This window comes from Pseudonocardia sp. (assembly GCF_025965585.1).
Taxonomy (GTDB): Bacteria; Actinomycetota; Actinomycetes; order Mycobacteriales; family Pseudonocardiaceae; genus Pseudonocardia.
Genome location: NZ_JAOPWR010000197.1, coordinates 1 through 3,071, shown reverse-complemented (window position 1 = coordinate 3,071; position 3,071 = coordinate 1). Strand labels below are relative to the sequence as shown.

1 protein-coding gene and 1 pseudogene are annotated in these 3,071 nt (G+C 71.1%); one reads left to right on the top strand and one right to left on the bottom strand.

What is annotated here, in order from left to right; genetic code table 11:
* Positions 1–321 (bottom strand): annotated as a pseudogene (locus tag JWR81_RS12570) (hypothetical protein); the annotation flags it as partial.
* A gap of 554 nt (positions 322–875) precedes the next feature.
* Here JWR81_RS12570 and JWR81_RS12565 point away from each other — a divergent pair.
* A partial coding sequence (locus tag JWR81_RS12565; RefSeq protein ID WP_297650826.1) for an ATP-binding cassette domain-containing protein occupies positions 876–3,071 on the top strand: 2,196 nt, incomplete at its 3' end.

The following is a 3,071-nucleotide window of genomic DNA, read 5'->3' as shown; positions in this document are numbered from 1 at the left end:
CCGACCCGCGGAGGCCTGCTGCACGCGTGGCGGCGTCGCGGACCACTGCGGGGCGTAGGGCTGGGGTGCAGACCATTGGGGCGCGGACCACTGCGGAGCGTGGGGCTGCGGAGAGGGCTGGGCGGGGTACTTGCCGCGGGCCTGTGCCGCATCCGGGCTGCCGTATGCCGGGGAGCCGGGAAAGAGCGACGCCGCACCGGTGTAGGGAGCACTGCGGCCCGACGGGGACGGCCACGCCGCGTTCGGCCCGATGTTCGTCTCGGCCGCCAGCCGGGCCGCCGGCGCACCGCAGACCGCGCACCGCAGTGCCTGCGGAGGCATCGGTCGCCACCCGCACCTCCCGCAGGCATCACTCACTGTCGCGTCCTCCTGGCCGTCCATCTGCTGAAACGTTCGGCGTAGTGCGGGCCGACGTTACGAACAGCCGGCACCTCCCCAAGCTCACCCAGCCCGGAGCCGGCCGGTACCCCGCCACATGGCAGGTCGCCCTGAACCCGTCAGGTCCCGCAGCATCGGATCCCGATCTCCCCCCGCCAGAGCCGATGCACGACAAGAAAGCGATGTCCGGTGACCAGGACACCAATCGCCAGGAAGCCGCCCGCCGCAGGCGCGGACGACCAGGACGACGGCCGCACACGACCTCGTCTGGACCGGCCTACACACAGTGTCCGGCAGGTCTTCGTCTCGGTGCCAGCCGACCACGACCCGAACCACGCCACCAGACGCCACCCGACGAGGGCCACCGCTTGGCGCTCTCGTCGCACCGCGGCGCCCCGGCCGCCGGCGAGGGCGCTGTCGAGGGCCCGCCACTACCGCGTTCTCGACGAAGTTGGGAGCATCCTCGCCATGAGAACCAACCTGACAAGGTGCACGCGGTGAGCGCTGTCGCTCCGGTTGGGTTCGGTGCCCGCCCGGTACAGCTGCGGGTGGGCCCGAACAGCTGGGTGATGGCGCCCGGCGAGTCGGTGACGATCGGTCGTGACACGGCCTCGGCGGTGCGCGTCGACGACGGGCACGTGTCCCGGCTGCACGCTGTCCTGGAGTCCTCCGCGCTGGGATGGGTGCTCGTCGACCACAGCCGCAACGGCACCTTCGTCGGGGGCCGGCGAGTGGCGCGGGTCAGCATCGACGGGCCCACCACCGTCGAGCTCGGACGCCGCGGCGGCATCCAGCTGTTGATCACCCCGAGCAGCCATGTCCCGGTCCCGACAGGTCAGACCCCGACCCGGGGCAGGCAGCCCTCCACGGTGCACCGGATCGGAACCTCCCGGATCCGGATCGGCCGTCTGCCCGACAACGACATCGTCCTCGACGACCTGCTCGTCTCGCGCCGGCACGCCGAACTGACCAACCTCGACGGGGTGTGGCGCCTGGCCGATCTGGCCAGCCCGAACGGGACCTTCGTCAACGGCCGAAGGATCACCGAGGCCACGATCACCGAACGCGACCTGGTCGGTATCGGCCACAGCCTGCTGCAACTGGCCAACGGCACCCTCGTCGAGTACGTCGACACCGGCGACGTCGCCTTCGAGGCCGACGACCTCACCGTCATCCGGGACGGCCGCACCCTGGTCGACCGCGTCAGCTTCGCGCTGCCAGGCCGCAGCCTGCTGGCCGTGATCGGGCCCAGCGGCGCCGGGAAATCCACCCTGCTGCGCGCGCTCACCGGCTACAGCCCAGCCGACGCCGGCCGGGTCCGCTACGACGGGCGCGACCTCTACGCCAACTTCGACGAGCTGCGCCAACGCATCGGGCTCGTCCCGCAGGACGACATCCTCCACCCCCAGCTCACCGTCCGACGCGCCCTGTCCTACGCGGCACGGCTACGGTTCCCCACCGACGTGTCCGGTCACGAACGAGACCAGCGCATCGGCGAGGTGCTCACCGAGCTCGGCCTCGCCGACCGCGCTGAGCTACGGATCTCCAAGCTCTCCGGTGGCCAGCGCAAACGCACCAGCGTCGCTCTCGAGCTGCTGACCAAACCGTCGCTGCTATTCCTCGACGAACCCACCTCCGGGCTCGATCCCGGGCTGGACAAGCAGGTCATGCACAACCTGCGCGGCCTGGCCGACGACGGACGCACCGTCGTCGTGGTCACCCACAGCGTCGCGAACCTGGACCTGTGCGACCGGGTCCTGATCCTCGCCCCCGGCGGCCGGGTCGCCTACTTCGGGCCACCTGAGGAAGCCCTCGCCTACTTCGGGCAGCCCGACTTCGCCGACGTGTTCCTGCTGCTCGAACGCGAGACCCGCATCGATTGGGCCGCACGCTTCCAGCAGTCACCCGCCTACTACCGCAAAGTCGAGGACACGCTCGGGATGCAGCGCGTCTCCCCCCGTGCCGCCGCACCCGCCGCCGCGCCACGCCAGCAGTCCCCCCTCGTCCAGTTCTCCGTCCTGTGTCGGCGCTACCTCGCCGTGATCGCCGCCGACCGGCCCTACCTGCTGTCCCTGGCCGTCCTCCCGATCGTGCTCAGCGGGCTCGCCCGCGCCGTCCCCGGCAGCGACGGGCTCTCCACCGCGGCCGGTGGACGCCAACCACCCCAGCTCCTCCTCGTCCTGATCATGGGCGGGGCGCTGATGGGATCCGCCGCGGCGGTACGCGAGCTGGTCAAGGAACGCGGCATCTACCAACGAGAACGCGCCACCGGCCTGTCCATGGGCGCCTACCTCGGATCGAAACTTGCCGTGCTCGGCATCCTCACCGGCATCCAGGCCGTTCTGTTCAGCACCTTGGCCCTGCTCGGCGTGCACGGCCCCGACAAGCCCCTCGTCCTCACCACCTCGGGCACCGTCGAGGTCATGCTGGCCGTCGTCGGCGTCACCTGGGCGGCCACCGCCGTCGGACTGCTGATCTCTGCCAGCATCTCCAACGCCGACCGCGGCATGCCACTCCTGGTCCTGCTGATCATGGCCCAGCTCATCCTCTGCGGCGGCCTGTTCCCGGTGAAGGGACGCGCCGTCCTCGAACAACTAGCCTGGCTCATGCCCGCCCGCTGGGGCTACGCCCTCGGTGGCGCCACGATCGACGTCGGCCGCATCCCGCTGACCACCGACGACCCCCTCTGGCAC